This window comes from Empedobacter sp. UBA7494 (genome assembly GCF_002478465.1).
Taxonomy (GTDB): domain Bacteria; phylum Bacteroidota; class Bacteroidia; order Flavobacteriales; family Weeksellaceae; genus Empedobacter; species Empedobacter falsenii_B.
This window is the reverse complement of sequence record NZ_DLOC01000051.1, coordinates 1-26220: the sequence shown is the minus strand read 5'-3', so window position 1 is coordinate 26220 and position 26220 is coordinate 1. Positions and strand designations below refer to the sequence as shown.

Here is a 26220-nt window from a genome sequence, read left to right as displayed (position 1 = left end):
GATTCTGATTATGCGTTTGCGTTTTTATATTTTTTTACTTCTTCGATGAATTCATCAAATAAATATTCTGTATCAACCGGTCCTCCCATTGCTTCTGGGTGGAATTGAACTGTAAAGATTGGTTTTGATTCGTGACGAATTCCTTCACACGTTCCATCATTTAAGTTCGTAAAGAATGTTTTAAATCCTTCTGGTAATTTCGAATCATCAACTGCGAAACCGTGGTTTTGAGATGTAATAAAACATCTTTTTGTTCCTACTAATTGTACAGGTTGATTATGTGAACGGTGTCCGTATTTTAATTTGAAAGTAGATGCACCAGCTGCTAAACTAACCAATTGATTTCCTAAACAAATTCCGAAAATTGGTTTATCTCCTTTCAAAGATTCTTTGATATTATTAATTGTAGGAATACATAAAGCTGGATCACCAGGTCCATTCGAGATAAATAATCCATCATATTCTAATGTTGAATAATCATAATCCCAAGGAACTCGAATTACCTCAACATCACGATTTACAAAACAACGGATGATGTTATTTTTCACTCCACAATCAATCAAAACAATTTTGATATCAGCATCTTCGTTGTAACGAATCACTTCTTTACAAGAAACTTGATCTACTAAATTATCTTCGTTTGGATCGTAATATGCAATATCTGTATCAGCTACAATTTTTCCTAAAGTAGAACCTTGCTCACGTAATTTTTTTGTAATCATACGTGTATCTACGCCATAAATACCAGGGATACTTTGACTTTCTAACCAAGCTCCTAATTTTTGAATAGCGTTCCAATGCGAATAATCATCAGCATAATAAGAAACAACCAAACCAGTTACTTGAATTTGGTTCGATTCCATCCAAGCTTCAATTTCATTAATCATTGCTTTATCATCTGGAACACCATAGTTTCCGATCATTGGAGCTGTCATCACCATAATCTGCCCTTTGTAAGAAGGGTCAGTCAAACTTTCATTATATCCAACCAAAGCTGTGTTGAATACTACTTCTCCTGCGGCAGAAGTATACGCACCGAAAGATTTTCCTTCGATTTCTAATCCGTCTTGGAATACTAATTTTACTGTCTTATCCATTGATGATAATGTTAATTTCAGTTTCTAAAGCTGATATGAATTTATCTATGTATTGTTTTGTTACTGTTAAAGGTGGTAATAAACGAATAACGTTTGTACCAGCGTAGCCTACAAAAATATTGTGTTTTGTAACTAAGTTGTTTTTTAATTCGCCGATTGGGAAATCAAACTCGATTCCAATCATTGATCCTCGACCACGAACTTCTTTAATTTTTGGAAATTTATTTAATTGGATTCCAACATATTCTCCAATTTCTTTTGCATTTTCGATTAAGTTTTCTTGCTCAATCACATCTAAAACGGCTACCGCTGCAGCACAAGCTAAATGATTTCCTCCAAAAGTTGTTCCTAATAATCCGTAAGAAGCTTTAAATTCTGGAGAAATTAAAACACCACCGATTGGAAATCCATTCCCCATTCCTTTTGCCATCGTAATCAAATCTGCTTTGATACCAGAATGTTGATGTGCAAAGAATTTCCCTGAGCGTCCGTAACCACATTGAATTTCATCTGCGATTAAAACCACTTCATTTTCTGTACAAACTTTTCTTAATTCTTGTACAAATTCGTCTGTTGGTAAAATAATTCCTCCTACTCCTTGAATTGGTTCGTAAATAACCGCTGCTACATCTCCTCCTGCAATTACTTCTTTTACTTCATCAATATTAAAATTGACAAAAGATACTTTATGATGTGCATTAAAAGGTGCCACAATTTTTGGATTATCTGTCAACGCAACTGTTCCCGAAGTACGTCCGTGAAAAGCATCTTTGAACGCAATTACTCTGTCTTTTCCTGTATGAAAAGAGGCTAATTTAACTGCATTTTCGTTGGCTTCTGCTCCAGAGTTAATCAAGAATAAAGTATAATCTTCGTAACCTGATGCTTTACCTAATTTTTCTGCCAATTCTTGCTGAATCGGAATATTTACTGAGTTTGAATAAAACCCGATATTATTAATTTGTTCTGTTAATTTCTCAACATAATATGGATGCGAGTGACCGATAGAAATCACTGCGTGACCTCCATAAAGGTCCAAATATTCTTTTCCGTTTTCGTCCCAAAGAATACAATCTTTAGCTTTAACCGGAGTTACATTCATTAATGGATATACGTCGAATAGTTTCATTTTCTTTTAAGTTTTACGTTTAACGGTTTACGCTAAACGATTATTAATTGTTTTAATAAAAGCTAATAACATCGCTTTTACTTTTTCAACTTTATATTCAAGTTCTTTAAATATTTCTCCTGTTATCAATTTCAAATCTTTTGATAGAATCAATAAATAAAGCGTTTCATTTGTAGAACCTAAAGAGATATGAAGGAATCGTAAAAAATCTTTATCCGAATTTCTACCACAACCTTCTGCTATATTATTCGGGATAGATACACAAGCTCTTCTTAATTGAGAGGTTAGATTAAACATCTCATATTGAGGATATTCAGAAGTTATTTCATAAACTTTCAAAGCAAGTTGATGAGATTCATTCCAAACTTTTATGTTCCTAAAATCTTGCATATCGTTTACCGTTAAGCTTTCAGCCTTAAGCCTTCTAAAACGCCACAGTTTTAAGATTAAGTCCTAAGTTTTCTTCCCAACCGAACATCAAGTTCATGTTTTCTACGGCTTGTCCAGAAGCTCCTTTTGTTAGATTATCGATGATAGAAGTGATTAACAATACATCATCTTGTTTCTGTACGTGTAAAAAACATTTGTTAGTGTTTACAACTTGTTTCAGAGCTATTGGTGCGTCAGAAACATGTATAAAAGGTTCGTTTTTGTAATATTCGTTGAAGATATTTTTTGCTTCTTCTTCTGATAAATCAGATTTTAAATAAACACCTGCTAAAATTCCGCGCGCAAAATCTCCTCGCATTGGTAAGAAATATACTTTGTTATTGAAATCTTTTGCTAATTGATTCAATGTTTGGTAAATTTCTCCTTCGTGTTGATGTGTAAATTCTTTGTAGAAAGAAACGTTATTATTTCGCCAGCTAAAGTGCGTAGAAGCTGATAAACTTTGTCCAGCACCTGTAGAACCCGTTACAGCATTGATATGAATATCATTTTTGATTTCATTTTTCGCTGCCAATGGTAACAATGCTAATTGAATAGCCGTTGCAAAACAACCTGGATTTGCAATATTTTGAGCTGTTTTGATTGCTTCGCGATCTAATTCTGGTAAACCGTAAACAAACGTTCTATCTTCGAAAATGTGGTTCGCATTTAATCGAAAATCGTTACTCAAATCAATAACTTTTGTGTTGGCTGAGTATTTATTGTTCTGTAAAAACTCTGCCGATTTTCCGTGACCAAGGCATAAAAAAACGACATCAGCATTTTCGTCTATTTTATCCGAAAATACGATGTCAGTTTCTCCAAACAAATCGTCGTGCACTTTGGTAACGGGGTTGCCTGCATTTGATGTACTGTACACAGACGAAATATTAATCATCGGATGATGTATCAATATTCTTAGCAGTTCGCCTGCTGTGTAGCCAGCACCTCCTACAATGCTTACGTTAATTTTGTTTGTCATTTGTTATGTTTTGCGCGTGTTTTTTTTAAGGTATAATACCTATACTATATTTCTAAAATAAAGTGGACTCGTTGGAATCCACTTTAAAGAATCAATTAATCGAAACTATGAACAATCTTTAATTGATTACCGAATATTTTGATGAAACCTCTTGCATCTCTACTGTCCCAAGCTTCGTTTTCTTCTCCATAAGTAGCGACTTTAGATTGCATCATATCATAAGGCGATTCTATTCCAATCATTGAAAAATGATAAGGATTTAATTGTACTTTCACTTTTCCTGTTACATGATTTTGAGAAGATTCTAAGAATGCTTCGATATCACGCATTACTGGATCCAAGTATTGTGCTTCGTGCAATAAAGTTCCGTACCAGTTTGATAACGAATCTTTGTGCAACAATTGCCATCTTGTAAGTGTATGTTTTTCTAATAAGTGGTGTGCTTTGATTAGTAAATAAGCTGCTGGCGCTTCGAAACCTACACGTCCTTTGATACCTAAAATTGTATCTCCTACGTGGATGTCGCGACCAATTGCGTATTCACCACCGATTTCGTTTAATTTTTGAATTAAAGCTACTGGAGATAATTTTTCTCCATCTAAAGCAGTTGGAATACCTTTCTCAAATTCAATTTCGATAACAGATGATTCTGTTCTTGACAATTGTGTTGGATAAGCATCTTCTGGCAACGCTTGGTTAGATGTTAATGTTTCAACTCCACCAACAGATGTTCCCCAAATTCCTCTGTTAATAGAGTATTTAGCTTTTTCCCAACTATAGTTTACACCATTTGCTTGTAAATATTCAACCTCTTGTTGACGAGATAATTTTTCGTCGCGAATTGGTGTAATGATTTTAGATTGTGGTGAAATCACTGCAAAAGCAACATCAAAACGAATTTGATCATTTCCTGCTCCTGTAGATCCATGTACAATGTATTCTGCATCTACATCTTTTGCATACTGAGCAATTGCAATTGATTGGAACATACGTTCTGCACTTACTGATAATGGGTAAGTGTTATTTTTTAAGATGTTTCCGTAGATTAAGTAGCGAACACAATCGTTGTAATATTTGTCTGTAATATCAATTGTAACGTGTTTAGAAGATCCTAATTCGTAGGCACGTGCTTCGATATCTTTTAACTCTTCTGCCGAAAATCCACCAGTATTTACAATTACTGTATGCACTTCCATTCCTTGATCTTTTGTTAAGTTAACCAAACAGTACGATGTATCTAAACCTCCACTGTAAGCTAAAACTGCTTTGTTGCTCATTGTTTGTTTATTTGTTTATATTGGGAATAATTCTTCTTAATTCATTGGTAACCTCTTCTCGGCTACTCTCTTCTTTCATTACGATTAATACCGTATCGTCTCCAGCTATTGTTCCAATTATGGTATTGAAATGTGTGTTGTCAATCTCAAAAGCGATTCTGTTTGCATAACCTGGTTTTGTTTTGATAACTCCCAAATTTTTAGAGAAAATCAAACTTGCATTTTCGTTATGTGTAACGGTTGCTGTTGGAACAGCACTTTCTGTAAGGCGATAAATGTATTGTCCTGAACTATTAGGAACTTTTGAAACTTTCAATTCGCGCAAATCTCTCGATAAAGTTGCTTGAGTAACGGAGATATCTAAATCGATTAATTTTTTTAATAATTCGTCTTGATTACTTATTTCTTGATCTGTTATTAAATCTTTTATAATCTGGAATCTGTATTTTTTATTACTCATTTTGAATATTTATTCGAAATTTTATGCAAATATACTCATTTTAGACAAAAAAAAACCTTAGTTCGTATATTTATTCATCTTCTTTTTTTGATTGATTTGCCAATGCGCGCTTAGCGTACTCGTCATCAAGGTTATCATAAACCAATCCTGTACAAATACAACGCTCACGATCATTTTCCATCAAGATGTGATAGTTTTTACAACTTTTACATCCATTCCAAAATTCATCCGATTGTGTTAATTCCGAAAATGTTACTGGCTTGTATCCTAATTTTGTGTTCATACGCATTACAGCTAAAGAAGTTGTAATACTAAAGATTTTTGATTTCGGGAATTTTGTACGTGACAATTCAAAAACAGCGTGTTTTATTTCGCGTCCAATTCCTGAACTCCTTAAATCTGTACGAACAATTAAACCTGAGTTTACGACGAATTTTTCTTCTTCGTACGTTTCTATGTAGCTAAACCCTGCTATTTGATCATCATCATCAAAAGCAATCACAGCATTTCCATTACGCATTTTGCGTTCAAGATAAACTGGATTTCGTTTAGCAATACCCGTTTTTCTCATACGAGCTGATTCTTCGTACCATTCGCACAACAATTCTGTGTACTTGGCATCATCTGCATTTGCTATTCTAACATACATAATTTAAGGGAAAGTCGATTAATAAAGAGGAATTGAGAAAAGATGACCTTTTGTCATCACACTTAAGTAAAATATGAGAACCAAAAGGTGTGCTTTCATTGCGAAAGCTACTCTCATAATTGAGAAGAACAATTTCAGTAATTTCTTCCATTAATCAACAAGATATTCAGTTATTATACTGAGATGCAAAGTTAAATATTATATTTTTGTATCACCAAAAAAAAGCAAACAAAATTTACATATTTATTAAAATGTTGAAAATTATTAAAATAGGAGGCGGAATTATCGATAACGAGCAAGACTTAGAACAATTCCTACAAACGTTTTCCGAAATTAAAGAACCTAAAATTTTGGTTCATGGAGGAGGAAAAGGTGCTTCGAAGATGTTAAATCAATTGGGAGTCGAACCAAAAATGATCGAAGGTCGTCGCATTACAGACAAACCAACGTTGGATGTTGTGACAGGATTATATGCCGGAAATTTGAACAAAACTATCGTTTCTAAATTGCAAGAATTTGGATGCAATGCATTAGGTTTATCGGGTGCAGATGGTAACGCAATCAAAGGGTCTAAGCGTCCTGTAAAAACTATCGATTATGGTTTTGTTGGAGATTTGAATGATGAAAGCGTCAACAAAGAATTATTTCAATTATTAATTGACAACAATATTACACCTGTTGTTTGCGCGATTACACATGACGGAAATGGACAATTATTGAACACCAATGCAGATACTATTGCATCTACAATTGCGGTTGCAATGTCACAAGAAAATGAAGTAGAGTTAAATTTTTGTTTTGATAAAATTGGTGTACTTCGTGATGTAAATGATGACACAACATTAATCCCAAAAATTAACGAAACTTTATATTTGCAGTTAAAAGAAGAAAGTGTAATTTTCGAAGGAATGATTCCGAAATTAGACAATTCATTCAAAGTAATCAATGCGGGTGTAAAAAATGTATGTTTGGTACACGCGCGCAACATTAACTCTGAGATTAAAACAATTTTATGTTAGAATTAGCTGTTCTCAAAAAGAAAGCTGTCGATTTATTGTGTCAATTAATCGAAACTCAATCTTTTTCGAGTGAAGAAGATAAAACGGCCGATATTATTTTCAAGTTTTTAACTGATCATGGTGCAACGGCTCATCGTCAGAATAACAATGTTTGGAGTATTCATCCAAATTTTGATGAGAACAAAAAAACAATTTTATTAAACTCTCATCACGACACGGTAAAATTTGGTTCTTCTTGGACGTATGATCCATTAAAAGCTACAATCGAAGGTGATAAATTAGTAGGTTTAGGAAGTAACGATGCAGGAGCTTCTGCGGTAAGTTTATTAGCTACTTATATCAATTTTTTGAATGATGATTTACCATTTAATCTAATTGTCGCAATCACAGCTGAAGAAGAAAGTTCAGGGCAATTAAATGTTGCAAGTATTTTACCTAATTTACCAAAAATCGATTTGGGAATTGTAGGGGAACCTACGCAAATGGACATGGCAATTGCAGAACGTGGTTTAGTTGTAATGGACGTAATTGTAAAAGGAAAAACTGGACATGCTGCAAGAAACGAAGGTGTAAATGCAATTTACGAAGCGATTGATGTGATGAATTGGTTCAAAACTTATCAATTCGAAAGAGTTTCTGATATGTTAGGGCCAGTAAAAATGACGGTTACACAAATCGAAGCAGGAAAGCAACACAATGTTGTACCAGATGAATGTCGTTTGGTTGTAGATTGTCGTGTAAACGAATTGTACTCGAATCAAGAAGTCGTTGATATTATTTCAAGTTGTTTGCCTAAAGCAGAAGTTAAAGCCCGTTCGTTACGTTTAAATTCTTCACGTATTTCAGAAAATCATCCAATTGTACAAAAAGGAATCGAATTAGGTTGTACAACTTATGGTTCACCAACAATGTCAGATCAAGCAATGATGAATTTTGAAACGGTAAAAATGGGACCTGGAGATTCAGCTCGTTCTCATACACCTGACGAATATATTTATTTATCCGAAATAGAACACGGGATTGAACGATATACAAGTTTATTAAAAGATTTTACGTTTTAAATTAAGAATAAACTCTTATAATCAAAAAAGCATCTTCATACAATTGAAGATGCTTTTTAATTTTATCAAAACTGATAATTAAAACCTACGAAGATTTTATTATAAATATATGTCTAAAAATTAAACACAAAAAAAGAGGCTAATTAATTTTAGCCTCTTTTTTTATATATGAAATTAAGTTTTACTCAATTTGCATTTTAACTGGAATGTTGAAATTCAACTTCGCAGCACGACCATCTTCTGTTTGAGCAGGTTTGATCGTTTTCCCTCTTCTTTGTTGACGTTGTGTAATACGCTCTAAAGCTTTTTTAGCTTCAGGACCTAACTTAGCATCACCCATTGGAGAAATTCCAACGATTCTACCTTCAGTGTCAATTTGGAAAGAAAGTTTAGCAGCTACTACACCAGATAAACCTTGACCAGCAGCGTCATTTGCAAAATCTTGCAACTCATCAGTTAAATCTTGTGATAACTTTCTAGATAAACAATCTGTTGCAGCTTGTTTACCTTTTGCAGCATCTTTCTCACAACCAGGATATACCGCCATTACAGCCGCTGTACGAGCAGTTACTGTAGATGGAGCAGCAGGTTTCTCACCTTTATCCTCTGTTTTTGGAGTTTGAACTGTATTTTTAGGGGCTTCTGGGTTTAAATTAACCGGTCCACCACCATCTTGTCCTTTAGATTCTTTTCCTTCTCTATTCTCTAAACCTAAATCTTTGTTCACTGTTTCCTTAACATCAGGAATAGTTTCTTCCTTTTTAGGTTGAGCTTTAGGTTCTGGAATAACCATTTTTACCTGAGCTGTCTCTTCTTGATAATGATTCTCTTGTTGTTCTGGCTCTGGTTCTGGCTCCACCACTTCTTCCTCTTTTGGAGGTTCAGGAATATTCAAATCTTCAAGTTGTACATCTACGACTACATCTTCTGTCTTCTTATTACTAAACATTCCTGTTGCAGATGCAATAAGACCAAAAGCTAAAATCGCTATTACTATAAATCCACGAATGAAAGCTTTCAATAATGTACTCTTCTCAGACATTCTCATGTCATAAGCTCCATACGCTTTATTTCTACCTTCAAATACAATCTCGTCTAAGGATTTTAGTTTGTTGTTATTTTCTGACATTTTAATTCTTTTAAATTTAACAATTAAACTAATTATTTACCTACTTTCTCGTCATACACTTTTTGTTCAAAAGGTGCAACTGGTACGATACCGTATTTTGTAGATTTCGTAATCTCCATTTCATCTAAGATAGTTACTAAATTATCATACGTAGCATCATCCATTGGTTTGATAATTACTGTAAACTTATCTTTATCTAAAGCTCTACTTTGTGCTGTTGTAATAACTTCACGAATTTTAGAGTAATCAGTCTCATTTAAATTACTAGTATTTAAACTTGCCTCTTCTTGTTGGTGCCAAAACAATTTATTATCCTTTGTAATAAGAATTGTTAAAGAGTTTTGTAATTTAATTTCAACATCCGGTTTAGGAGCTTCCTTAGGAATCTTTGGAGGCATATTCAAGTTCATTACGTTTGGTTTGATCGAAGTCGCTGCAAACATAAAGAAAGTAATTAATAAGAAACCTAAATCAACCAAAGGAGCCATATCGACTTTCGTCGAATTCTTTTTGGAACGGACTTTCTTTCCGCCACCGTCATCGTGACTTTCTATTTGTGCCATTTTCTAATTTCTTAATAATTATTCTTGAGATGTAATTAACTGGAACTTATTCATGTTCTTTTCTTGCAATTGTTGAATCAAAGTTTTGAATTTTTTGTATTCAGATTTTTGATCCCCTTTAATTGCTAAGAAAATATCTGGGTTCACTTCTTTTGCTTCAAATACCCAATCAATTAATTCTTGATTTTTGTTCGGTATCGTATCTAATGGAATACCTGGATGATATGATTGTTGTTTATCAGCAGACTGATTCAAATAATTTCTCATCTCTTTCATTGGTACACCAAACTCTACTATGCTTTTGAATGCATTCTTTTCAGCATCTGTAAACTTTACTCCGTACTTATCACCCATTCTTTCTAATGTAGGAATACGATCTTTTTCTTCTAATCCGAATAAGAACTTACCTTCACCATCAATTTTAATGATCATCATGTTTTCAGCAGCCATTTTTTGGTTCGAAACAGATGTTGGTGTTACGACAGGAACAACTTCAGGTTCTCTAAAGTTAGATGTCAAAATAAAGAAAGTTAACAAAAGCCAAGCCATGTCAGACATAGCTGTTAAGTCCATCGAAGGACCTCTTCTTTTTGGTTTTACTCTTGCCATTTTCTCTGTATTATTAATTAATATTCTAAATTGTTTGTTGTTTGATTTTGTCCTTATACTATCCTTCTAAGGCTTCGTCAATTGAATATTAATTGTGAGCAGAGAAAGATTGTTGGATACTCATTCCTACTTCGTCAATTTTGAATGTTAAATCATCAATTTTAGAAGTTAAGAAAGCATACATAATAATAGCGAATGCAGAAGCACCAATACCCATACCTGTATTAATTAAGGCTTCGGCAATACCTACTGATAATTGAGCTGCATCTGGAGACCCTCCTCCTTCACCTAATGCGAAGAATGCTTTAATCATACCGATTACTGTACCCATTAAGGCAATTAACGTACCTACAGAAGCAATTGTAGAGATAATAGTCATGTTTTTCTCTAACGTTGGCATTTCTAATGTAGTCGCTTCTTCTAACGTTTTACCTAATTGAGCTAATTTTTGCTCTTTGTTTAACGTTGTGTCGTTTTCTAAAGCTTTGTAAGTTGTTAAACCTTCTTTAACTACGTTACCTACAGCTCCTTTTTGTTTGTCACATAATTCAATTGCTTTGTTAATTTCATTTTTGTTTAATAAAGCACGAATGTCATTTACAAACTTTTCAGCAGATCCAGTTCCTTTAGCTTTATTTAAAGCGATAACACGGTCAATTGAGAAAACGATTACCATAAAGAAGAAAGACATTAAGAATGGAATAATCACCCCTCCTTTATGAATAATTCCTAAAAAGTTCAAAGGATTACCTTTTTCTACATCACCTCCTTCGAAATTACCTTCTGCTCCAAATACAAACTTGAAGATCCCCATTGCGATTGCAATTAAAATGATCATAGTAATCACAGGGTTAAGACCTCCCTTTTTAGTTTTAGCTGGTACTGTTACATTCTTTTCCATTTACTAATTCTTTTAAATATTATGATTTTTATTAATGTGGGTGTAAATTAAGTGAAAATTTTTTAATTCTTCTAAATTTTTTACGTTGTTATCATATTAAATTTTCAATCTACTTGAAATCAATAGAATTTTTTACTGATTTGACAATTAAAAAATAATCAAAACAATATATCTAATATTAAACAATGTATAATTTTATTAAAATCAGCCTTCCCACAAAAAATAACCTATCGCAAATTTATTCAATAATTATACATATTTATATTTTTTTTTAAGAATTAAATTATTATTTTGACTTTTGCACTTCAATAATTATAAATGCTATGAAAGTTTGTATTGCCGAAAAACCTAGTGTTGCTAAAGATATCGCCAAAGTAATTGGTGCGAATCAAAAGCACGATGGATACTATGAAGGAAATGGATTTCAGGTCACTTGGACTTTCGGACACTTGTGTACATTAAAAGAACCGCAAGATTATACACCCGAGTGGAAAAGCTGGGATCTTAATTATTTGCCAATGATTCCGCAAAGTTTCGGAATTAAATTAATTGCAGATAAAGGTGTCTCGAAACAATTTCATATCATCGAAAAATTAGTCACGAACGATCAAGTCGACGAGATTATAAACTGTGGCGATGCTGGACAGGAAGGAGAATTGATACAACGTTGGGTTTTACTTAAAGCGCGTGCTAAAGCGCCAATGAAGCGTTTATGGATTTCTTCGTTGACAGAAGAAGCAATTAAAGAAGGTTTTGATAATTTGAAAGATGGAGAAAAATATTTCAATCTTTTTTCTGCAGGACAAGCGCGTGCAATTGGCGATTGGTTACTAGGAATGAACGCTACACGATTATTTACCAAAAAATTTGCGCCGCCAAAAACAGTTCTTTCTATTGGTCGTGTGCAAACACCTACATTAGCAATGATTGTACAGCGTCAAAAAGAAATCAATGCGTTTATTATTGAGGAATATTGGGAATTGAAAACGATTTTCAAAGAAGTAGAGTTTAATGCGACAATACCTCGTTTAAAATCTGAAGAAAAAGCCAAACAAGGTTTAGATTTCATCAAAAATCGAGAGTTTGAAATCATTGATTTCGATGTAAAAGAGGGTCGTGAAAAAAATCCTCGCCTATTCGATTTAACTGCTTTACAAGTAGAAGCGAATAAAAAATATGCGTTTTCGGCAGAAAATACCTTAAAATATATACAAAGTCTTTACGAGAAAAAATTTGTGACCTATCCTCGTGTTGATACCACTTATCTTTCGGAAGATATTCACCCTAAAGTTCCTGGAATTTTAAATAAATTAACCGCTTATCAAAATTTGATTGCTCCTTTGATGACGCAACCAATTCCGATGTCAAAAGCAGTTTTTGATAATACAAAAGTAACCGATCACCACGCTATTATTCCTACCGAAATCTTTCCACAAGGTTTATCGAACGAAGAAAAACGTATCTATGATTTGGTTGCACGACGTTTTATTGCTGTTTTTTATCCAGAATGTAAAGTTGCCAACACAACTGTCGAAGGAAAAGTTGAAAATAATGGAAAAGACGGTCAACTTTCTGCTATAAATTTTAAAGCAACGGGAAAACAAATTCTCGAAATGGGTTGGCGCGAAGTCTATGCAAAAGATAAAAAGGAAGACGAAAAAGATGAGGAAAAGATAATGCCGATTTTTGAGATTGGTGAAAAAGGTCCTCACGAACCATTTATTCACAAAGGAAAAACAACTCCGCCAAAACATTATACAGAAGCGACTCTATTACGAGGAATGGAAACTGCTGGACGACAAGTAGATGATGAAGAAATGCGCGAATTGATGAAAGAAAATGGAATTGGTCGACCTTCTACGCGTGCAAATATTATCGAGACCTTGTTTCGTAGAAAATACATCGAAAAGAAAAAACGTAATATTATCGCCACACAAACTGGTATTGATTTGATTGATACCATTCAAAATGAATTATTAAAATCTCCTGAATTGACGGGTGTTTGGGAACGAAAACTTCGTTTGATTGAAAAAGGTGAATACGAATTAGAACAATTTAAGCAAGAATTGATTGAAATGGTTTCGAAACTAACATTTGATGTAAAAAATAGTTACTTCAGACCAATCGCTTCTCATCAGAATTCAGTTCAAATAGCTGAAAAACCTAAAAAGGAACGTAAACCGAAAGAAGAAATTAATCTGGAAGATGCAACTTGTCCAAAATGTAAAACACATAAATTAGTCAAAGGAAAAGCCGCTTATGGTTGTGCAAACTTTGCAGCATGTGGATTCAAAATTCCGTTTGAGTTTATGGGTAAAAAATTAACTGATAAACAAATTTTGGATTTGTTAACCAAACAAAAAACTGGAAAAATGGCTGGCTTAATCAATCCTGAAAATGGAGAAAAAGTTACTGGTAAAGCTATTTTAGGAATGAATTTCGATTTAGAATTTGAAGAAATGTAAAAAAAATAAAGCGAGTTTCGAAATTCGAAACTCGCTAATTATATTTCTCTAACGTTTCTTTCAAAATTGTTTTGACTTTTTCTTTCAATTTTTTAGGTTCGATAATTGTAACTGAACGACTCATAGAAAGAATTTCGCTGATAAAATCTTCGGTCAAAAATAGTTCTAAACCAATTAAAACTTCATCGTTTTTAGTTTCTAAAATTTGTTGGGATTCGTGCAAAGGCAAAGATTCTAAATAGGCCGCTTGTTTTTTGGTCACAGAAAGCACTATTTTTTCTGGTTTTTCTGAACTTGGAACAATAATCCCGAACGAATATTTGTACTTATCATTGTAATTAAACTCGATATTATCATCAATTTTATCTCTAAGAATCAAAACTTTATTCATTCGTTCCAAACCAAAATTTTTGACAATTCCTTTATCATCCGCAATCAAATACCATCGGTTATTGTGCTCTCTAATTGCAATTGGCGAAACTTTACGAATCGTTTCTTTTTCCTCTCCAAATTTTTGATAATGAAATTCAATTTTCTTTTTTCCTTGAATTGCTTGTACAATATCTGGTAAAAATTCGGCGCGTTTTGGCTTTCTTTTTTCCAAATACACAATAGATTCGAGCGAATTTGTCAATTTCAAAGCAGAAAAACTATTAATTTCTTCTAAAGTTTTCAGAAATAAATCAGAGCTATAATCGTCTTGAATAATATAATATCCACGCTGACTGCGACTATACATTATATCAATTCCCAATATATTTCTGATTTCTTGAATATCGCGCTGTAATGTACGTTTAGAGAAATTAAACTCTAATGTATCATCATTAAGTTGAAGCATTTCAAATTCTCTTTCCAAAAAACGCTCTAAATCTTCATAAGAACAATATTTTTGTTGTGATAATTTACGAACAATATTGAAATAACGCGCGATATAACCTTGTTTTGACATTGAATTGGAAGTGTTTGAGCAAACTTAAGTTATCTGCAATTAAAAACAAAAAAAAGTAACATTTCATTACAAAATGTTACTTTTTCTTCATTAATAAAAATGAAATATTCGAAAAAACGGATTCTATTTTTTAGACTTTTTCACTTTCGTTTTTACGTCTTTTGTTGCAACTTTTGCATCTTGCGCAGTCTCATCAACTGTTGCTGCTACAGAATCTACAACAACCGCTGCTGTATCAACTGCACCAAGCTCTGCTGTTGTTCCAGTTAAACCTGATTCATTAATTTGCGCTGTTTCGATGAAATTAGAAAGTTTATCAACAATTTCTGCGTTAGAAGTTGGTTCATTCTTCACTTTTACGCTTAAGAAAATTGATGGTGCAGCATTATCTTGAATATAATTTGATTCGTTTTGATAAACTCCGTCATTTTTAACAGCTGTTGAATTTAAGTTTTCTGTTAACTCTTTTGCTACTTTAACTGTTTCGTTAAATGCAACATTTTGTTTAAAAACAACTGCGGCAACTTTATTTGTATTATCATCAGTTTTTTCAAAATTTAATGTCATGATTAACTCAGGTTTTAAACTATCGATGATTGATCTTTTCTCTTCATCTTTTAATCCTTTCGTTAAATCTTTCCATAAAAGAACCTGAACATTTTCTTTATTCAAAGATTCTAACTTTGTTTTAAATTCTGATGCGATATTTGTTCCTGATTCTACAGCGATATTATCTACAATATCTAAAATGACAACTTTAGGTGCATCTTCTACAACTTTATTTGTAATTTCTGTTGTAGGAACTTTTATTTCATTTTTTGTAGTAAAAGAGAAAGAAACTAACCCTATTGCTACGACTCCTAATACTTGCGTCAATTTTTTCATAATAAATGTGTTTTGTTTAAAAATGATACTTTTTAAATAGTTAGTACATTTTAGAACTTTGCAGACACTGTTCCGAAAACTCTTAATTAATCCTAATAAATGTTATAGTTTTCTTAATTGACTGATTTTATAAGGGATTCAGAGGAGTTATATTTATTATTTTTCAAAATTTAGAAAATATAAAACATAAAAAAAGCTCAACTAAGTTGAGCTATTATATTATTTACATGCAACAATTATCTGCACAAAATCATCATATTTTAATGAAGCACCACCAACAAGACCGCCGTCAATATCTGGTTGAGCAAAAATTTCGTTCGCATTCTGTGCATTTACACTTCCTCCGTACAAAATACTTGTATCATTCGCGACTTCTACGCCAAATTCATCATTCAAAACTTTACGAATAAATGCATGAATTTCTTGCGCTTGCTCTGGTGTAGCTGTTTTTCCAGTTCCAATTGCCCAAACTGGTTCGTAAGCAATAATCAAACGAGAAAGATCTTCTGGTTTTTGAGCAACTAAAGCATCCATTAATTGGGTTTTTACAACCTCAAAATGTTTCTCAGCTTCACGTTCTTCTAATTTTTCTCCTACACAAAGAATTGGATTAATTTGATGTTTAAAAGCTTGTTTTAATTTCTCAGCAATTACAATATCTGTTTCTCCTTGATATTCTCTACGCTCAGAATGCCCAATAATAGCGAAATCTAATCCGATACTATCCAATTGTTCTGCTGAAATATCTCCTGTATACGCTCCTTTTTCGTGAGCAGAAATATCTTGCGAAGAAATCTTAACATATTGCTCATCTACAGCTTCTAACAATGTTTGTAAATAAATAGAAGAAGGCGCAATTATAACTTGTGCAATTGGATGATTATCTGCCACCCAAGCATTAAGGTTTGTTGCTAAATGAATCGCTTCTTCATAATTTAAGTTCATTTTCCAGTTTCCTGCTACTATTCTATCACGCATAAAAAAGTGTATTTTATTTGATTTTGGTTTTAATATTTACTGCAAGATAATTATTTATCGTGAAATTATTACTGATTTATTTTATGCGAACGCGCGGATCTAAAATTCCGTAAAGAATATCGACCAAAATATTAATCACAATAAACATCACAGCAATCACTAAAACAGCTCCCATCACAATTGGTAAATCTAATGTATTTAATGCATTTACGATTTCTTTTCCTAAGCCATTCCAACCAAAAACAAATTCCACAAAAACCGATCCTGCCAACATCGACGCAAACCAACCCGAAATTGCTGTAACAACTGGATTAAGTGCATTTCGTAATGCATGTTTTGTAATCACCGTTTTTCTTGAAAGTCCTTTTGCAAAAGCTGTTCGGATATAATCTTGGTTCAAAACTTCTAACAACGAATTTCGTGTTAATTGCGTAAAAACCGCTAACGGACGCGAACCTAATGTAATTGCTGGAAGAATAAGATTTTTCAACATCAAATGTTTTCCTTCTCCCAAATCATCCACTTCATATAGACTTCCAATCATATTCAGCCCTGTAATATCGTGCATTAAAAACGCAAAAATATAGGCAATGATAATTGCCGAAAAGAAAGACGGAATACTCATCCCAAAACTCGTAGCAACTAACAAAACACGATCAATCCATGTATCTTTCATCAAAGCAGAAACAATTCCCAACGCAACCCCAATTATCGTCGCAATAATAATAGCCGCAATTGCCAAAACCATTGTATTTGGGAAGGTTTCTCCAATAATTGTACTGACGCTTTTTCCTTGTTTTTGAAAAGATTCACGCAAATAAGGCGTTTTCAAAACCATTTCATTTGTTCCGAAATCCATCAATTTTGTGTAATTGTATTTATCAGAACTTAATGAAGTATATGTTGTATTGTTTTCGTCAATATTATGAAATGAAATCGGTGACAAATCATTAATATAAAACGCATATTGTTTCCATAAAGGTTGATCTAAACCTAAGTTCTTCCTAATTTGAGCCAATTGCTCTGGATCTTCTTTTTGATCAAGCATCATACGCGCAGGGTCTCCAGGAAGTACCGAAAACAATAGAAAAACTACACTTACTACACCAAAAAGTGTCAAAAATCCGTAGAAAATTTTATTTAAAATATAATTAATCACTTGTTAAAATAAATCTTCTAATTGATTAAGCGAAGGAAAATCATTGTCATGATATTTCGCTTTCACCGTTCCTTTTTCTAAAATCATCACTCCAGGATTTGAACGAATAATTGTTTTCATCGTCGTTTGATCCATAAAACAATTTTCCAATTCTAAACCTTTAATTGGATTATTCGAAACCGCTGTTACAATAAAACCTTTTGCTTTCGCTTCTTTTCCTAAAGTATTTAATTTCACAAGTTGTTTATCATTTATTTTTTCAACAAATGGAATGACAAAAACAATCGCTTTCGGGGCATTTAAAATTTCAGACGTTTTATCAACACCATTGCAATCAAAATTAAAATCATGAATTGGTGGTTCGTACCCTTTTTTCTCTACAATTGTACGTGTTTTATCCGCTTCAATCACCCAAGGCGTTCCATGTTTATACCACTTATCATCGGCAATATATTGCGCATCATCAATTTCTACCACTTTTCCATCTACACTGTTTTTCATCGTGTAAATCGTTTTATACGTTGTTGGTTTCAAACCTAACTCTTGCGGAGATTTCATTCCTTCAATTAAATTTTTGCCAACTGCATAAGGTCTAAAATCGATAATTGGTAAATGATTAATTCCGATATAAGCAATAATTGCAGAACCTAAAATTGTTATAAAATTGATTACGTAATTCGCTTTTTCGACAAATAATGGTTTGATATATTTTTGACCAATCACTAAAATAATTATCAACACCAAAAGCACAACATCTTTGTAAAATGATGTCCAAGGTTCTAACTTTAGTGCATCACCAAAACATCCACAATCGGTTACTTTGTTGAAATAAGCTGAATAAAATGTCAAAAATGTAAAGAAAATAATCGTTAACAATAAAGCTATTGTTGTAAATCTTTTCCAAACGCCAAGCAATAATAAAACGCCTAAAACTATTTCAAAAAGTGAAAAGAAAGTTGCCAAAGGCAAACTCAAACCTTCTAAAAATGGAATGTTAAGAACTGTTGGCGAAAAATATTCTTCTAATTTGAAACTTAACCCAATTGGATCTACATTTTTTACAAATCCAGAAATTATAAAAATAACTCCAACTGTAATTCGGGCAAATTGAACTAAATACCTCATGAAGTTTTCTTTTCGTTAATTAAAATCATTGCGAAAATCGAATAATTAATCATATCCAAATAATTTGCATCCAAACCTTCAGACACAATTGTTTTTCCTTTATTATCTTCGATACTTTTTGTACGTAAAACTTTCTGATAAATTAAATCTGTAATCGAACTAACACGCATATCTCTCCAAGCTTCACCGTAATCATGATTTTTTTTCATCATCAAATCGTGCGCAATTGTTGCATATTTATCATAAAATTCGATAGCTTGTTCGTCTGTCAAATCTGGCTGATCTGCAAAACCAAGTTCTAGCTGAATCAATGCCATAATCGAATAATTAACGATCGCCACAAATTCTCCTTCTTCGTCTTCATCAACCAAACGCTCCGCTGCTTCTTGTAACGTACGAATACGATTTACTTTGATAAAAATTTGATCTGTTAAAGATGGCAAACGCAGTACACGCCAAGCTGGACCGTAATCTTGTAATTTTTTTGTATATAAATCTCGACAAACAGAGATGATTTCTTTAAATTGAATTGAGGTATTTTTCATAATTTCGTTTCGATTTCAAAAATAATTGAAATTGCTTAAAGAACTTCTAAGATATGACAATTAATTGTAATGGTCGTTTGATTGATTTGAACGAGCCTAAAATTATGGGAATTTTGAATACAACGCCAAACTCTTTTTACGATGGTGGCAGTAATCAATCGATGAATTTGATTTTAGAAAAAGTTGAAAAACACTTGTCCGAAGGTGCCGATATGATTGATGTTGGTGGTTATTCGACAAAACCTGGAGCAGAAAATATTTCGGAGCAGGAAGAAATTGATAGAACTGCACCAATTATCGAAAAAATTATTGAAGAATATCCAGAATTGATTATTTCGATTGATACTTTTCGAGGAAATGTTGCACGTGAAGCTGTAAAAGTTGGTGCTTCTATTATAAATGATGTTTCGGGTTGGGAGTTAGACGAAAATATGTTTGATGCAATCAAAGAACTTCGAGTTCCATACATTTTAATGCATATGAAAGGAACGCCAAAAACAATGCAAAATAATCCTGCATATGCAGATATTACGCTGGAAGTAAACGAATATTTTTCCAAAAAAATTGCGCAATTAAAAGCTGCAAAAGTGAATGATATTATTTTAGATCCTGGTTTTGGTTTTGCAAAAACATTGGATCATAATTATGAATTATTCAATAAAATGGAAGCTTTAGGTTTTGAAGGTTTTCCTTTGCTGATCGGAATTTCGAGAAAATCGATGATTTATAATTTATTCGAAACAACTCCGCAAGAAGCTTTAAACGGAACTTCTGTCCTGAATATGGTTGCGTTACAAAAAGGTGCAAAAATTTTGCGTGTGCACGATGTAAGAGAAGCAAAAGAAACCTTACAAATTTTCCAAAAATTGAATCAAAAATAAATAAGAAAGCCACTAAAAAGTGGCTTTTATTTTTAATCAATGATTTTACTATTTGGAAAGAAAACTTTGAACGTATCAACAATATTGATATCCGAAGTCAAAATTTGCCAATGTGAATCTTTCACAAATTCAAACACAACTTCGTTGTCGTATAAATTTTCATCCTCAATATTTACATGCAAATTATTTTCTTTTCTATCTCCAATAATCAACGCCTCCGTTACATGTTCCATTTTATAACACAAACTTTCTAACTGATCATATTCCACAAAAATTCCGTCTTGTTGATCAATCACTTCTTGCAATTCGAAAACCGAATATTCGTCCGTTTCACTTTCACCATCAACCCAAAGAATTTTCCAAAAATAATCCTGTATATCTTTTATTGGAGCAATCACCTCTTCCATTCGTTGAATTTGGTTTTCGTCTTCTCCGTAAATTTCTATTTTATAAGTTTCCATATCTATTACAAAATTAAAAAAGTAACTTCAAACGGAAGTTACTTTTTTACAATTTTATACTTTTTCTAACTCATGTTTCACACGTTTTTCAGATTTGATATCCATAATCTGAATCGATTCTTTGCTAAAAATCTTGAACGAATGTTCATGTTTTTCTAAGAGAAAATCATAAGGTCCTTTTGGTGCAATTAATTTCACTAAAACTGGCGCAGTTTCTAACGAGATAAACACAAGAGCTATAAAAATAGCTGCAGTCCCTAAAATTGGATTATTAACTGACAATTCGTCTAAAGCCTGCATACGTGCAGCAAAACCATTGTAATTCTCTTCGGTTGGTTTAGCCGCATCAATTTCTTTTTCTTTTGCAACATTCAATCGATCTAATTCTTTATTAATTTCAGCTAAACGAGGCGCAGATTGTTGAATATAAGTTTCGATTTCGGCAGCTTTTTGTTTTTTCAATTCTGCTTTTCGTTTCGCATTTGGTCCATAACCTTCGCGTCCAGTTGTTGTTTCAGTTTGTGTACCAACAACTTCTTTTTCCAACTCGGTAGAAGCTGAATTATACTCATTTCTTAATTTATCAATTTCTGCATAAATTTCTTTTCGTTCATTCGAAAAAGGCGTTCCCAATTCAGCATAACGCGCATCAATTCCTTTTTGTAATTCCGTTTTATTTCGATTGACAATAATATTTAATTGCTTGTTAATTTCTTTCTCGAAAATTTTTAATTCTAACGGTTTCGAAATCACAATACCTAATAAAATTGCAACCAAAATACGTGGCAAAGCAATAAAAAACTGACGAAAAAATCCACCTGACTTTTTCATTGATGTGACAATATATCGGTCAAGATTAAAAATCATTAATCCCCACAACAAACCAAAACCTGTTGCTGCATATATATTATCAAAAACAGTATTCAGCGCATATCCAGCAGACAAAGCCGCCAAAATTCCTGTAAATAATATGACACCTCCAATACCAACATGTTTGTTGATATCTGTTGGTGTTTTTTTCAAGAGTTCAAGACTACTCCCTGAACAGATGATTAAAAATTTCTGTAGTCCATTCATTTTGCAAATATAGTACTTTGTATAACATATTATTAAATATCGTGCCAAAAAAAGCTGACAATCAAATTGTCAGCTTATATTTTCAAAAAATTTACTTAAACAAAATTAAGCTTGTTTTTCGATTTTAATTCTCCATCCATAAGGATCTTCTGCTAATCCGTATTGAATATCTTTTAATTTCTTTTTCAATTGTAATGCAAAAGAATCTTCTTCAGCTAAAGTTGGTAATTGAGCACGCTCTTCACCAAATCCAACTGCATCGTATTGTGTAATTACAACAGCAGTTCCACATCCAAATACTTCTTTTAATTCTCCTGATTTGTAAGCATCATACAATTCTTGTACTTCTACAGGACGTACTTCTACTTCATATCCACTATCTTTTGCTAAAGTTAAAACAGAATCACGTGTTACTCCGTTCAAAATACGCTCAGACGTTGGCGCTGTTAAAATTTTATTTCCGATACGTACCATCACATTCATTGTTCCTGCTTCTTCAATGTATTTATGCTCGATAGAATCTGTCCAAATTACTTGATCATAACCATCTTTTTGAGCTTCAGAAGTTGGAAAGAAAGATCCAGCATAGTTTCCTCCACATTTTGCAAAACCAACACCTCCCTGAGCTGAACGACTATAATAATCAGCAATTTTTACTGATAAAGGTTTATCGTAATAATTAGGAGCATAAGCTAATAAAATAGCAAAAATATATTCGTTAGATGCCCTAGCAGAAACTGCTTCTTCTGTTGCGAACATTACTGGACGAATATATAATGACGTTCCGTAATCTTTTGGTACCCATTGACGATCGATATCAATAATAGCTTCTAAACCATCAATAAAAATTTCTTTCGGAATTTGAGGCATATTAAGACGTGCCGCAGATAAATTAAAACGCTCGAAGTTTTTCTCTGGACGGAAAATAAACACTTCTTCGTTATCATTTTTGTAGGCTTTCATTCCTTCAAAAATTGTTTGACCATAATGGAAAGACATCGCTGCTGGAGTCATTGAAATTGGTCCGTAAGGAACAATTTTTGGCTCATCCCATTTACCATCTTTGTAATGCGCGATCAACATGTGATCTGTAAACTCTTTCCCAAAAGTAGTAGAGTTAAAAACTGAATCGTTAAATTTTGATTCAGCAATTTTTTCTATAATCATTTTATGATATATTTTGTTTGTGCTTATCAAAGGTACATTTTATTTGCACTTTTTCATAATAAATATCATAACTTTCGACGATGAAAAGAATTATTCAAGAAACGGAAGATGGATCTAAAACTATCTATATTGAAGATTGGGATGAATCTTATCATTCTAAGCATGGCGCTGTACAAGAGGCTTTTCATGTATTTATACAAAATGGATTTCATCATTTTATAGAAATAAAAAATCCTATAAAAATTATAGAAATTGGATTAGGTACGGGACTTAATTCTTTCATTACTTTGATGGAAGCTGAAAAACATAAAACTCCAGTGCAATATGTTGGAATTGAAAAATTTCCAGTTTCTGATGAAGAATTCGAATTGGTAAATTATTTTGAAAATGTTTTCAAACTTTATCCGGAATTTGAACATCGAAAAGAAGAGTTTTTACATTATTATCAACAATTATTTCATTCAAATTGGGAAAATTGGAATAAAATTTCTCCATATTTTGAAGTTAAGAAAGTGGAAGAAGATTTTTTCAATCTGAAAAATATCAACGAAAATAATTTTGATTTGGTTTATTTTGATGCGTTTGGTTCTCGTGTTCAACCAGAATTATGGGAAAAAGAATTGTTAGAAATTGTTGATTCTTTAACTAAAAATTCTGCCATTTTTACTACTTATGCAGCGAAAGGAACTATAAAAAGAGGTTTGAAAGATTTGGGCTATATAGTACAAAAACGTCCTGGACCTCCAGGAAAACGTGAAATGATGGTTGGTATGAAGGACTTTCCATTTGATAAATAATCTCCTTTATCATTAATTATAAAAATCGTAAATTTGTAGCTGAAAACAATTTGATGTTTTCTACATTTTTTTATGACAAATTATATCGAATATAAATTTAAAGTTGCGGAAGTAGTGCCTTTTAATGAAATTATTATTGCAATGATTTCTGAACTACCCTTTGAAAGTTTTGTTGAAAACGAAGAAGGTTTTGATGCTTACATGCCAAAAACTGATGAAAATATAGACCAAGTAAAAGAAGTAATTGATTCTATCGAGAATATTGATTTTTCTTATAAGCGTCAAGAAATTGAACAACAAAATTGGAATGCAACTTGGGAAGAAAATTTCACACCAATTTTAGTGAAAGACCAATGTTTGATTCGTGCAGAATTTCACGAAACAGTTGAAAATATTCCGTATGAAATTATCATTCAACCAAAAATGTCTTTTGGGACTGGACATCACTCTACAACACATTTGATGGTAGAATATATCTTGGAAACTGAATTTACAAGAAAAGATATTTTGGACATGGGGTGTGGAACATCAATTCTTGCAATTTTAGGAATGAAACGTGGTGCAAATTATGCAGAATGTATCGATATTGACGAGTGGGCTGTGGAAAATTCTATCGAAAATGGAAAACGAAATGGTGTTAGTTTAGATGCCAAAATGGGTGATAATTCACTTTTGGGAAGCAAACAGTTTGACATTATTTTAGCGAATATCAACAAAAATATTTTAATCAGCCAAATTCCTTCTTACATCAACGTTTTGAATGAAAATGGTGATTTATTTTTAAGTGGATTGATGGAGCAAGATTTTGATGATATCTTAGCTTTTTGTACAGAAAATAGTTTGAAATTTGTATCTAAAAAACAACGAAATGAGTGGATTGCGCTACATTTCAAAAAATAAAATGATATGAAAAAATACGCAACGCAACCCATGTGGGAAACGGAAAAAGATTCGGCTGTTGATGTATTGGAACAGGAATCACACAAATATCAAATTATTGTTTACAATGATGATGTGAATACTTTTGATTGGGTAATCGAATCGTTGATGGATGTTTGTGAACACACGCCAGAGCAAGCGGAACAATGTTCTATTTTGATTCACTACAAAGGTAAATGCGAAGTCTTGACGGGTGAATTAGAAGATCTAAAACCTCGGTGCACAGAATTATTGAACAGAGGTTTAAGTGCAGAAATTATTTAGAATTTCTTAATAATCATATAAAGCAAAATCAGAATCGTCTAATGTTACATTGGACGATTTTTTGTTTTGATCGTTCACTATATACGAATCATAGATCTTCTCGTAAACATGATTTTCTGTTTTTGTATCCACAACTTCTGTAGATTTTTCTGTAGAATTAATCACAAAAGGAGTAACAACCAATGCTAATAGCAGTATACAAGCAGCTTCCCACCAAATATTGAAATGTAAAATTTTTGTTTCTTTTTTATCAATAGTTTTCGATAAAATCGATTGTTCTAAATCATCAAAATAATTAGTTGGAGTTGTATAATTTTCCTTTTGTTTTAAGCTTTTAAGATAAATTTCATCTTCTAAATTCTTAAAATAATTCTCTGGAATTTTAAAATTATTTTTTAATCCATTTTCTTTCATATCGTTCATAAGACAAAAAAAAGTTAAAAAGGTTTAATCTTCATCCTCTAAAAATTCTTTAATTTTTGTAACTGCATGATGATAAGACGCCTTTAGCGCACCAACAGATGTTCCTGAAATTTCAGAAATTTGTTCATATTTCATTTCATCATAATATTTCATCATAAATACTACGCGTTGCTTTTCTGGTAAACTTGCGATCGATTTTTGTAATTTCAACTCAATTTCATCACCTGTATAATATTCATCCGTAGATAAATCATCTGCAATATTCATCGAATAATCTTCGAATGAAACATTTTGTTCTTTAGCATTCTTATGAATAAAATTGATGGTTTCGTTATAAGTAATCCTAAAAATCCATGTTGATAATTTTGATTCATTTTTGAATGAATTCAAATTTTGATAGATTTTTATAAAAACATTTTGAGCAATATCATCTGCGTCTTCATGAATCAAAACCATACGACGAATTTGCCAATAAACTCTCTGATGATAATCTTTTACAAGAAGTTTAAAAGCCTTTTCCCAATCCTTATTTAAAATGTGCTCTAATAATTTCTGATCCAATTGAATAATATTAAGCTGTAAAGCTATTAAATTTGAAATGATAAACTTCTAATAATTTTGAACATAGTTAATATTTTATATTTTTTTTATGAAATCAAATCCATATTCCACATATACTTAAGTATGAACCTATCAATAAAAGTATATTTCTATTGAAAAATTTATTTGGGCGTTCACTCGCTCTATTCCTCGTATTTATACAATCTCCCTCAATTATCTTGTAATCTTCCCTAAAAACC

General features: G+C 32.3%; 29 protein-coding genes. 7 read left to right on the top strand and 22 right to left on the bottom strand.

From position 1 onward, the window contains the following. Positions 1-8: 8 nt before the first annotated feature. From carA to B4E95_RS05470, 7 genes are all read right to left on the bottom strand, one after another. The gene (gene carA, locus B4E95_RS05500) at positions 9-1097 is read right to left on the bottom strand and encodes a glutamine-hydrolyzing carbamoyl-phosphate synthase small subunit (RefSeq protein WP_291090583.1); all 1089 of its coding nucleotides are present in this window, start codon (positions 1095-1097) and stop codon (positions 9-11) included. Continuing rightward, positions 1090-2226 carry an aspartate aminotransferase family protein gene (locus B4E95_RS05495; protein ID WP_114999099.1) on the bottom strand — a complete coding sequence of 379 codons (1137 nt, stop codon included), beginning with the start codon at positions 2224-2226 and terminating at the stop codon, positions 1090-1092. Before B4E95_RS05495 ends, carA begins: the two co-directional genes overlap by 8 nt. Positions 2227-2253: 27 nt before the next feature. Then, positions 2254-2616: a four helix bundle protein gene (locus B4E95_RS05490; protein WP_114999097.1), complete on the bottom strand. Its 363-nt coding sequence runs from the start codon at positions 2614-2616 to the stop codon at positions 2254-2256. Between the two features lie 34 nt (positions 2617-2650). Further along, positions 2651-3637 carry an N-acetyl-gamma-glutamyl-phosphate reductase gene (gene argC, locus B4E95_RS05485; RefSeq protein ID WP_125350293.1) on the bottom strand — a complete coding sequence of 329 codons (987 nt, stop codon included), beginning with the start codon at positions 3635-3637 and terminating at the stop codon, positions 2651-2653. Positions 3638-3732: 95 nt separating this feature from the next. Continuing rightward, positions 3733-4914: an argininosuccinate synthase gene (argG, locus tag B4E95_RS05480; protein ID WP_291090580.1), complete on the bottom strand. Its 1182-nt coding sequence runs from the start codon at positions 4912-4914 to the stop codon at positions 3733-3735. A 7-nt stretch (positions 4915-4921) separates the two neighbouring features. Continuing rightward, positions 4922-5374, bottom strand: a complete 453-nt coding sequence (locus B4E95_RS05475; RefSeq protein WP_038336857.1) for an arginine repressor — start codon at positions 5372-5374, stop codon at positions 4922-4924. 70 nt (positions 5375-5444) lie between these two features. Then, positions 5445-6023, bottom strand: a complete 579-nt coding sequence (locus B4E95_RS05470; protein WP_038336858.1) for a GNAT family N-acetyltransferase — start codon at positions 6021-6023, stop codon at positions 5445-5447. A gap of 251 nt (positions 6024-6274) precedes the next feature. On the opposite strand from B4E95_RS05470, the gene argB reads away from it, so the two are divergent. Together argB and B4E95_RS05460 are read left to right on the top strand one after the other, a co-directional pair. Continuing rightward, positions 6275-7042 (top strand): acetylglutamate kinase, encoded by a 768-nt coding sequence (argB, locus tag B4E95_RS05465; protein WP_291090578.1) that lies wholly within the window; start codon positions 6275-6277, stop codon positions 7040-7042. Then, positions 7036-8103, top strand: a complete 1068-nt coding sequence (locus B4E95_RS05460; protein ID WP_286496053.1) for a M20 family metallo-hydrolase — start codon at positions 7036-7038, stop codon at positions 8101-8103. Before argB ends, B4E95_RS05460 begins: the two co-directional genes overlap by 7 nt. A gap of 181 nt (positions 8104-8284) precedes the next feature. Here the strand turns inward: B4E95_RS05460 and B4E95_RS05455 are convergent, their stop codons facing one another. The 4 genes from B4E95_RS05455 to B4E95_RS05440 all read right to left on the bottom strand — a co-directional run bounded on the left by B4E95_RS05455 (position 8285) and on the right by B4E95_RS05440 (position 11305). Further along, complete coding sequence (locus B4E95_RS05455; RefSeq protein ID WP_291064229.1) at positions 8285-9232, bottom strand: hypothetical protein; 948 nt, start codon at positions 9230-9232, stop codon at positions 8285-8287. A gap of 32 nt (positions 9233-9264) precedes the next feature. Then, positions 9265-9795 (bottom strand): ExbD/TolR family protein, encoded by a 531-nt coding sequence (locus B4E95_RS05450; RefSeq protein ID WP_114999087.1) that lies wholly within the window; start codon positions 9793-9795, stop codon positions 9265-9267. Between the two features lie 18 nt (positions 9796-9813). After that, on the bottom strand, positions 9814-10404 hold the full coding sequence (locus tag B4E95_RS05445) for a biopolymer transporter ExbD (protein ID WP_291064228.1): 591 nt from the start codon (positions 10402-10404) through the stop codon (positions 9814-9816). An 88-nt stretch (positions 10405-10492) separates the two neighbouring features. Further along, on the bottom strand, positions 10493-11305 hold the full coding sequence (locus tag B4E95_RS05440; protein ID WP_291064227.1) for a MotA/TolQ/ExbB proton channel family protein: 813 nt from the start codon (positions 11303-11305) through the stop codon (positions 10493-10495). 323 nt (positions 11306-11628) lie between these two features. Between B4E95_RS05440 and B4E95_RS05435 the strand changes: the two genes are divergently transcribed. Continuing rightward, a complete protein-coding gene (locus B4E95_RS05435; protein ID WP_221854610.1) occupies positions 11629-13770 on the top strand; it encodes a type IA DNA topoisomerase in 2142 nt (713 codons plus the stop codon). A 34-nt stretch (positions 13771-13804) separates the two neighbouring features. Here B4E95_RS05435 and B4E95_RS05430 read toward each other — a convergent pair whose 3' ends face one another. From B4E95_RS05430 to B4E95_RS05405, 6 genes are all read right to left on the bottom strand, one after another. Beyond that, positions 13805-14719, bottom strand: a complete 915-nt coding sequence (locus B4E95_RS05430; protein ID WP_038336869.1) for a helix-turn-helix transcriptional regulator — start codon at positions 14717-14719, stop codon at positions 13805-13807. A gap of 123 nt (positions 14720-14842) precedes the next feature. Continuing rightward, a complete protein-coding gene (locus tag B4E95_RS05425; RefSeq protein ID WP_291090575.1) occupies positions 14843-15604 on the bottom strand; it encodes a hypothetical protein in 762 nt (253 codons plus the stop codon). Positions 15605-15823: 219 nt separating this feature from the next. Further along, positions 15824-16582 carry a triose-phosphate isomerase gene (tpiA, locus tag B4E95_RS05420; protein ID WP_221854609.1) on the bottom strand — a complete coding sequence of 253 codons (759 nt, stop codon included), beginning with the start codon at positions 16580-16582 and terminating at the stop codon, positions 15824-15826. Between the two features lie 76 nt (positions 16583-16658). Then, entirely contained in the window at positions 16659-17741 is a 1083-nt protein-coding gene (locus B4E95_RS05415; protein ID WP_291090571.1) for an ABC transporter permease, read from the bottom strand. A 3-nt stretch (positions 17742-17744) separates the two neighbouring features. Beyond that, positions 17745-18866 carry a BT_3928 family protein gene (locus B4E95_RS05410; RefSeq protein ID WP_291090568.1) on the bottom strand — a complete coding sequence of 374 codons (1122 nt, stop codon included), beginning with the start codon at positions 18864-18866 and terminating at the stop codon, positions 17745-17747. Then, positions 18863-19411 (bottom strand): DUF1599 domain-containing protein, encoded by a 549-nt coding sequence (locus B4E95_RS05405; protein ID WP_280038165.1) that lies wholly within the window; start codon positions 19409-19411, stop codon positions 18863-18865. Before B4E95_RS05405 ends, B4E95_RS05410 begins: the two co-directional genes overlap by 4 nt. A 53-nt stretch (positions 19412-19464) precedes the next feature. On the opposite strand from B4E95_RS05405, the gene folP reads away from it, so the two are divergent. Continuing rightward, positions 19465-20292 (top strand): dihydropteroate synthase, encoded by an 828-nt coding sequence (folP, locus tag B4E95_RS05400; protein ID WP_291069215.1) that lies wholly within the window; start codon positions 19465-19467, stop codon positions 20290-20292. 32 nt (positions 20293-20324) lie between these two features. Here folP and B4E95_RS05395 read toward each other — a convergent pair whose 3' ends face one another. From B4E95_RS05395 to B4E95_RS05385, 3 genes are all read right to left on the bottom strand, one after another. Then, complete coding sequence (locus tag B4E95_RS05395; protein WP_125350302.1) at positions 20325-20753, bottom strand: hypothetical protein; 429 nt, start codon at positions 20751-20753, stop codon at positions 20325-20327. Positions 20754-20807: 54 nt separating this feature from the next. Continuing rightward, complete coding sequence (locus tag B4E95_RS05390) at positions 20808-21830, bottom strand: DUF4407 domain-containing protein (RefSeq protein ID WP_291090565.1); 1023 nt, start codon at positions 21828-21830, stop codon at positions 20808-20810. Between the two features lie 105 nt (positions 21831-21935). Beyond that, complete coding sequence (locus B4E95_RS05385; RefSeq protein ID WP_280038161.1) at positions 21936-22997, bottom strand: branched-chain amino acid aminotransferase; 1062 nt, start codon at positions 22995-22997, stop codon at positions 21936-21938. 80 nt (positions 22998-23077) lie between these two features. On the opposite strand from B4E95_RS05385, the gene mnmD reads away from it, so the two are divergent. From mnmD to B4E95_RS05370, 3 genes are all read left to right on the top strand, one after another. Beyond that, positions 23078-23794 (top strand): tRNA (5-methylaminomethyl-2-thiouridine)(34)-methyltransferase MnmD, encoded by a 717-nt coding sequence (gene mnmD, locus B4E95_RS05380; protein WP_291090562.1) that lies wholly within the window; start codon positions 23078-23080, stop codon positions 23792-23794. Positions 23795-23866: 72 nt separating this feature from the next. Next, complete coding sequence (prmA, locus tag B4E95_RS05375) at positions 23867-24694, top strand: 50S ribosomal protein L11 methyltransferase (RefSeq protein ID WP_291090559.1); 828 nt, start codon at positions 23867-23869, stop codon at positions 24692-24694. 6 nt (positions 24695-24700) lie between these two features. Further along, positions 24701-24997: an ATP-dependent Clp protease adaptor ClpS gene (locus tag B4E95_RS05370; RefSeq protein WP_291090556.1), complete on the top strand. Its 297-nt coding sequence runs from the start codon at positions 24701-24703 to the stop codon at positions 24995-24997. A gap of 6 nt (positions 24998-25003) precedes the next feature. On the opposite strand, the gene B4E95_RS05365 is transcribed toward B4E95_RS05370, so the two are convergent. Next, positions 25004-25420, bottom strand: a complete 417-nt coding sequence (locus tag B4E95_RS05365) for a hypothetical protein (RefSeq protein WP_291090553.1) — start codon at positions 25418-25420, stop codon at positions 25004-25006. Positions 25421-25444: 24 nt separating this feature from the next. Then, the gene (locus tag B4E95_RS05360) at positions 25445-25981 is read right to left on the bottom strand and encodes an RNA polymerase sigma factor (protein WP_291090550.1); all 537 of its coding nucleotides are present in this window, start codon (positions 25979-25981) and stop codon (positions 25445-25447) included. Positions 25982-26220: the final 239 nt, after the last annotated feature.

What these genes read in the sequence shown, in the direction of transcription:
- carA (WP_291090583.1), bottom strand. Translation starts at nt 1,097, where the DNA reads ATGGATAAGACAGTAAAATTAGTATTCCAAGACGGATTAGAAATCGAA.
- B4E95_RS05495 (WP_114999099.1), bottom strand. Translation starts at nt 2,226, where the DNA reads ATGAAACTATTCGACGTATATCCATTAATGAATGTAACTCCGGTTAAA.
- B4E95_RS05490 (WP_114999097.1), bottom strand. Translation starts at nt 2,616, where the DNA reads ATGCAAGATTTTAGGAACATAAAAGTTTGGAATGAATCTCATCAACTT.
- argC (WP_125350293.1), bottom strand. Translation starts at nt 3,637, where the DNA reads ATGACAAACAAAATTAACGTAAGCATTGTAGGAGGTGCTGGCTACACA.
- argG (WP_291090580.1), bottom strand. Translation starts at nt 4,914, where the DNA reads ATGAGCAACAAAGCAGTTTTAGCTTACAGTGGAGGTTTAGATACATCG.
- B4E95_RS05475 (WP_038336857.1), bottom strand. Translation starts at nt 5,374, where the DNA reads ATGAGTAATAAAAAATACAGATTCCAGATTATAAAAGATTTAATAACA.
- B4E95_RS05470 (WP_038336858.1), bottom strand. Translation starts at nt 6,023, where the DNA reads ATGTATGTTAGAATAGCAAATGCAGATGATGCCAAGTACACAGAATTG.
- argB (WP_291090578.1), top strand. Translation starts at nt 6,275, where the DNA reads ATGTTGAAAATTATTAAAATAGGAGGCGGAATTATCGATAACGAGCAA.
- B4E95_RS05460 (WP_286496053.1), top strand. Translation starts at nt 7,036, where the DNA reads ATGTTAGAATTAGCTGTTCTCAAAAAGAAAGCTGTCGATTTATTGTGT.
- B4E95_RS05455 (WP_291064229.1), bottom strand. Translation starts at nt 9,232, where the DNA reads ATGTCAGAAAATAACAACAAACTAAAATCCTTAGACGAGATTGTATTT.
- B4E95_RS05450 (WP_114999087.1), bottom strand. Translation starts at nt 9,795, where the DNA reads ATGGCACAAATAGAAAGTCACGATGACGGTGGCGGAAAGAAAGTCCGT.
- B4E95_RS05445 (WP_291064228.1), bottom strand. Translation starts at nt 10,404, where the DNA reads ATGGCAAGAGTAAAACCAAAAAGAAGAGGTCCTTCGATGGACTTAACA.
- B4E95_RS05440 (WP_291064227.1), bottom strand. Translation starts at nt 11,305, where the DNA reads ATGGAAAAGAATGTAACAGTACCAGCTAAAACTAAAAAGGGAGGTCTT.
- B4E95_RS05435 (WP_221854610.1), top strand. Translation starts at nt 11,629, where the DNA reads ATGAAAGTTTGTATTGCCGAAAAACCTAGTGTTGCTAAAGATATCGCC.
- B4E95_RS05430 (WP_038336869.1), bottom strand. Translation starts at nt 14,719, where the DNA reads ATGTCAAAACAAGGTTATATCGCGCGTTATTTCAATATTGTTCGTAAA.
- B4E95_RS05425 (WP_291090575.1), bottom strand. Translation starts at nt 15,604, where the DNA reads ATGAAAAAATTGACGCAAGTATTAGGAGTCGTAGCAATAGGGTTAGTT.
- tpiA (WP_221854609.1), bottom strand. Translation starts at nt 16,582, where the DNA reads ATGCGTGATAGAATAGTAGCAGGAAACTGGAAAATGAACTTAAATTAT.
- B4E95_RS05410 (WP_291090568.1), bottom strand. Translation starts at nt 18,866, where the DNA reads ATGAGGTATTTAGTTCAATTTGCCCGAATTACAGTTGGAGTTATTTTT.
- B4E95_RS05405 (WP_280038165.1), bottom strand. Translation starts at nt 19,411, where the DNA reads ATGAAAAATACCTCAATTCAATTTAAAGAAATCATCTCTGTTTGTCGA.
- folP (WP_291069215.1), top strand. Translation starts at nt 19,465, where the DNA reads ATGACAATTAATTGTAATGGTCGTTTGATTGATTTGAACGAGCCTAAA.
- B4E95_RS05395 (WP_125350302.1), bottom strand. Translation starts at nt 20,753, where the DNA reads ATGGAAACTTATAAAATAGAAATTTACGGAGAAGACGAAAACCAAATT.
- B4E95_RS05390 (WP_291090565.1), bottom strand. Translation starts at nt 21,830, where the DNA reads ATGAATGGACTACAGAAATTTTTAATCATCTGTTCAGGGAGTAGTCTT.
- B4E95_RS05385 (WP_280038161.1), bottom strand. Translation starts at nt 22,997, where the DNA reads ATGATTATAGAAAAAATTGCTGAATCAAAATTTAACGATTCAGTTTTT.
- mnmD (WP_291090562.1), top strand. Translation starts at nt 23,078, where the DNA reads ATGAAAAGAATTATTCAAGAAACGGAAGATGGATCTAAAACTATCTAT.
- prmA (WP_291090559.1), top strand. Translation starts at nt 23,867, where the DNA reads ATGACAAATTATATCGAATATAAATTTAAAGTTGCGGAAGTAGTGCCT.
- B4E95_RS05370 (WP_291090556.1), top strand. Translation starts at nt 24,701, where the DNA reads ATGAAAAAATACGCAACGCAACCCATGTGGGAAACGGAAAAAGATTCG.
- B4E95_RS05365 (WP_291090553.1), bottom strand. Translation starts at nt 25,420, where the DNA reads ATGAACGATATGAAAGAAAATGGATTAAAAAATAATTTTAAAATTCCA.